This is a genomic window from Lentibacillus populi, assembly GCA_014642895.1.
Classification (GTDB): domain Bacteria; phylum Bacillota; class Bacilli; order Bacillales; family Amphibacillaceae; genus Lentibacillus_C; species Lentibacillus_C populi.
In genome coordinates, this window is the sequence record BMJD01000094.1 from 1 (window position 1) to 2,930 (window position 2,930).

At 38.6% G+C, this 2,930-nt stretch carries 9 protein-coding genes; all 9 read right to left on the reverse strand.

The window, feature by feature from the left end; translation table 11 throughout:
- Positions 1-374: dUTP diphosphatase (gene dut, locus IEX12_RS22910; RefSeq protein ID WP_188725969.1), on the reverse strand; the 374-nt coding region annotated here is incomplete at its 3' end.
- 124 nt (positions 375-498) lie between these two features.
- Positions 499-951 (reverse strand): DUF7448 domain-containing protein, encoded by a 453-nt coding sequence (locus IEX12_RS22915; protein ID WP_214613677.1) that lies wholly within the window; start codon positions 949-951, stop codon positions 499-501.
- On the reverse strand, positions 941-1,132 hold the full coding sequence (locus tag IEX12_RS22920) for a DUF3797 domain-containing protein (protein ID WP_102416434.1): 192 nt from the start codon (positions 1,130-1,132) through the stop codon (positions 941-943). The genes IEX12_RS22915 and IEX12_RS22920 overlap by 11 nt, the downstream gene beginning before the upstream one ends.
- A gap of 9 nt (positions 1,133-1,141) precedes the next feature.
- The gene (locus IEX12_RS23655; RefSeq protein ID WP_286171350.1) at positions 1,142-1,270 is read right to left on the reverse strand and encodes a hypothetical protein; all 129 of its coding nucleotides are present in this window, start codon (positions 1,268-1,270) and stop codon (positions 1,142-1,144) included.
- 244 nt (positions 1,271-1,514) lie between these two features.
- Positions 1,515-1,670 carry a hypothetical protein gene (locus IEX12_RS22925; protein WP_188725970.1) on the reverse strand — a complete coding sequence of 52 codons (156 nt, stop codon included), beginning with the start codon at positions 1,668-1,670 and terminating at the stop codon, positions 1,515-1,517.
- Positions 1,663-2,013: an MreC domain-containing protein gene (locus IEX12_RS22930; RefSeq protein ID WP_188725971.1), complete on the reverse strand. Its 351-nt coding sequence runs from the start codon at positions 2,011-2,013 to the stop codon at positions 1,663-1,665. Before IEX12_RS22930 ends, IEX12_RS22925 begins: the two co-directional genes overlap by 8 nt.
- Complete coding sequence (locus IEX12_RS22935; protein WP_188725972.1) at positions 2,010-2,393, reverse strand: hypothetical protein; 384 nt, start codon at positions 2,391-2,393, stop codon at positions 2,010-2,012. Before IEX12_RS22935 ends, IEX12_RS22930 begins: the two co-directional genes overlap by 4 nt.
- The gene (locus IEX12_RS22940; protein ID WP_188725973.1) at positions 2,380-2,604 is read right to left on the reverse strand and encodes a hypothetical protein; all 225 of its coding nucleotides are present in this window, start codon (positions 2,602-2,604) and stop codon (positions 2,380-2,382) included. The genes IEX12_RS22935 and IEX12_RS22940 overlap by 14 nt, the downstream gene beginning before the upstream one ends.
- Positions 2,601-2,834: a hypothetical protein gene (locus tag IEX12_RS22945; RefSeq protein ID WP_188725974.1), complete on the reverse strand. Its 234-nt coding sequence runs from the start codon at positions 2,832-2,834 to the stop codon at positions 2,601-2,603. The genes IEX12_RS22940 and IEX12_RS22945 overlap by 4 nt, the downstream gene beginning before the upstream one ends.
- Positions 2,835-2,930: the final 96 nt, after the last annotated feature.

Here is a 2,930-nt window from a genome sequence, read left to right on the forward strand (position 1 = left end):
TCGCTTAATTCGTCCACTTCCTCAAATGTTGTGTGTGCGATAGGAGCCAACACAGCTTGTGCAATCCTCATGCCTTTTTCAATTCTGTACTTTACTTCATGGTAATTATCTAAAATCACTCCGACTTCGCCTTTGTACCCCGAATCCACGGTGCCAAGTACAACTCTTAGCTTTGTATTAAGAGAAATTCCTGAACGCGGTCTAACCTGTATTTCGAACCCAACCGGAATATCTAACGCTAATCCAGTACGAATTAATTTCGTTTCACCAGGGGCAATAACCGTATCCTCTATAGCAACCAGATCAAATCCGGAATCGCCCTCTTTCGCGTATTTTGGTAATACTGCATCTTTGTGTAGTCGTTTCACTTTCATTCACCCTTACCTCCATTCAACAATTCATTGATTAATTTCAATGTTTTCTCTGCTTGTTTGTGATCTCTATTATTGAGTGCTTGTCTGACTTGTTCATTTAGTTGTGATAGGTTCATAGTTCGCCTCATGCTTTCACAAATGGAAAATGTATTTCGCCAACAACCAAGCTGGTGACGCTGTAATAATACCCGCCGTTTCCGGCATCTGTTTCAGCGTTTGCTAAAACTATTGGGTTTTGGTTGTGGAATAAAGTGATAGTATTTCTATTAATGATAGTGTCACTGTCTGGAACTTCAATTGGTTTTCCAATAACAAAATCAGTTATTAGCGCATCGATTGGAATACCGTATTCTGCAAACTCAAATGTTCCACCGCCACCAGCGCAACAGTCCGCTTCACTACATTCAATCGTCAACACCAGACCGTTTTCCAATTCGATTTTATCTTTATCAATATGTTTGATTCGTTTATTTAAAATCATGTCACTTAACTCATCGATGTTTCCGTATCTACCAAAATCAGGGTTAGACCAATCTGATAACTCGATCAACGCTCCAATATCTTTTTTATTGTCCATTTTTTTCATTACCTCCTGTGTTTTCCTCGTTGATTTTTACCTCATATCCACATTTGCAAGTCCTGTAAAAATAACCTTCCTCAACTTCACACGTCCCCTCACCATTACCGACTTTACTGTTACCGCATTTTGGACATTCGGCATACTTCGTAAGTAACACAGCTGCTTTTAAAGCGTTCATTTTCCCCTCCTAAAACCATTTATTTTCCTTGCTCTCCACATCAATGTCATACAGCCGTTGCTGACAGCTATTACATATATCGCTGCGTTTGTTTTCGACTGGTTTGTTGCAGGATAGGCAGTGTTTGGATTCACGCATCTAGTTCCCTCCTAATTTTTCCATTGAACCACCCTCCCCAAAGTGCAATAATTAACCAAAGAGAGGATGGTGTAAATTGAGTAAACATGTTTCATTAAAATCTGCTATAAAATCTTTTATTGTTTGTTATTACGAGGATTACGGTAAACTCCCTACGATTTATCGTTTACAATCACTCTTTAACTTATCTAAAGAGGACGCTTCGATTGCTCTCAGGGTGTATGGGTACGACTGATATTTAATCTCACGCATGCTTATCCCCACCTACCTTCTCTATCCAAATATGAGCGAAATCATCGTCGTTTTCATCAAAATTATCGTCAATGAATCCCACACATTCAAAGCTATCTTCGTTCTCGAAAAGCGTTTCATTAGTGCGATCATCATAGACTCTATGCATGCTTATCACCTCGCAATGCTTTACGTGCTTTATATCCACTATCTCTTACCGCAGGAGAATCAAAAGTAATGTAATCTTGTTCATCCGCATAAAACTCCAAAGCCTGTTTATAGCGTGCGTTCTCTGCCTTTTCTGTTTGTAGTTCCGTAAAATGGACGACTTGTAAATTGTCTATAAATTTTTCAAGGCGTTTGTTTTCCTTTTCCGATTCCTCCACACGTTCAGCCCGCTGTATTAAAAACTCCGCATACTCATCAACAAACTTAATTGCGTATTCTGCTTTTAAATCTGCAAATTCTCCTAATGCCTGGATTGCTTTTGCTAATCGGTCTGCGTTAGTCATTCGTGATCACCGTCCAATTTTTTGGCTAATCTTACCCGTTCTTCGTTGCTCAAATCCAACAGTAATTTATCCAGTTTCTTATCTGTTCGGCGCTCTTTTTCTTGTGCAATTTCGGATTCGGTTGCGTGGCGTAATTGATCAAATGAAATCACTAAATACTCTTGGTCAAGTGTTGCGTATCCGGTATCTTCATAAACAGCAACTATTTTTCGTACAATCTCCTTTTTGTACGTTTTTGAATATCCAACAACCCACTGCTCTTTTTTAAATTCCGGTTTCTTCGCAAATGAAAATCTTACCTTTTCCATAGCTTTAGCCATTTTATTAGCAGCCTTTTCTAGTTCAACAATTTGTTCTTTCGTTAATTTAAACATTTCCATCCTTCTCCAACCTCCTAATTTTCCGTTTCAATTTTTTATTTGCCTTAATCAAATTCCGTATTTCCCGTTTCAAATATCTAACCTCTTTTGATTCGCTCGGTTCTAGGCTAAAATTAATGTCTGTGAGCAGTTTTTTTAGCTTCCGAATAGTAATAGTCTTGTTTTCCTTCAAACATCGTGAGAGTTCTTCTTTTGCCTTCTGAGCCTTCACACCTCCACGTCCTTAAGCGCCTTCTTGATCGCCTTCAACTTCCGATCCCGATTATTGATTTCGATTTGGAGCCTGGCATTTTTAATCTCCAACTGTTCCAATTCGCTGTGATTAACCCGCAATTGCTCGTTGCGTTTTTTCTCGTAGTAGTATTTGTCCCGCCATTCTTGTCTGTTTTTCTGCAAATCTTTTATTTTTCTTTCTAGTTTTTTGATCTGCGCGTCCAGCATGCCGTTCACCTGCCTTTACATAAAATTAGCGATTTCTAATTGTTCAAATTTGTTTATATGTTCAACGTTCAGCATTGTTTCTTTTGCTTTGTTGTA

Bases quoted from the DNA above. Each gene is read 5' to 3' on its own strand.
- IEX12_RS22915 (WP_214613677.1), bottom strand. From the start codon at position 951: ATGGACAATAAAAAAGATATTGGAGCGTTGATCGAGTTATCAGATTGG.
- IEX12_RS22920 (WP_102416434.1), bottom strand. From the start codon at position 1,132: ATGAACGCTTTAAAAGCAGCTGTGTTACTTACGAAGTATGCCGAATGT.
- IEX12_RS23655 (WP_286171350.1), bottom strand. From the start codon at position 1,270: ATGCGTGAATCCAAACACTGCCTATCCTGCAACAAACCAGTCGAAAAC.
- IEX12_RS22925 (WP_188725970.1), bottom strand. From the start codon at position 1,670: ATGCATAGAGTCTATGATGATCGCACTAATGAAACGCTTTTCGAGAAC.
- IEX12_RS22930 (WP_188725971.1), bottom strand. From the start codon at position 2,013: ATGACTAACGCAGACCGATTAGCAAAAGCAATCCAGGCATTAGGAGAA.
- IEX12_RS22935 (WP_188725972.1), bottom strand. From the start codon at position 2,393: ATGGAAATGTTTAAATTAACGAAAGAACAAATTGTTGAACTAGAAAAG.
- IEX12_RS22945 (WP_188725974.1), bottom strand. From the start codon at position 2,834: ATGCTGGACGCGCAGATCAAAAAACTAGAAAGAAAAATAAAAGATTTG.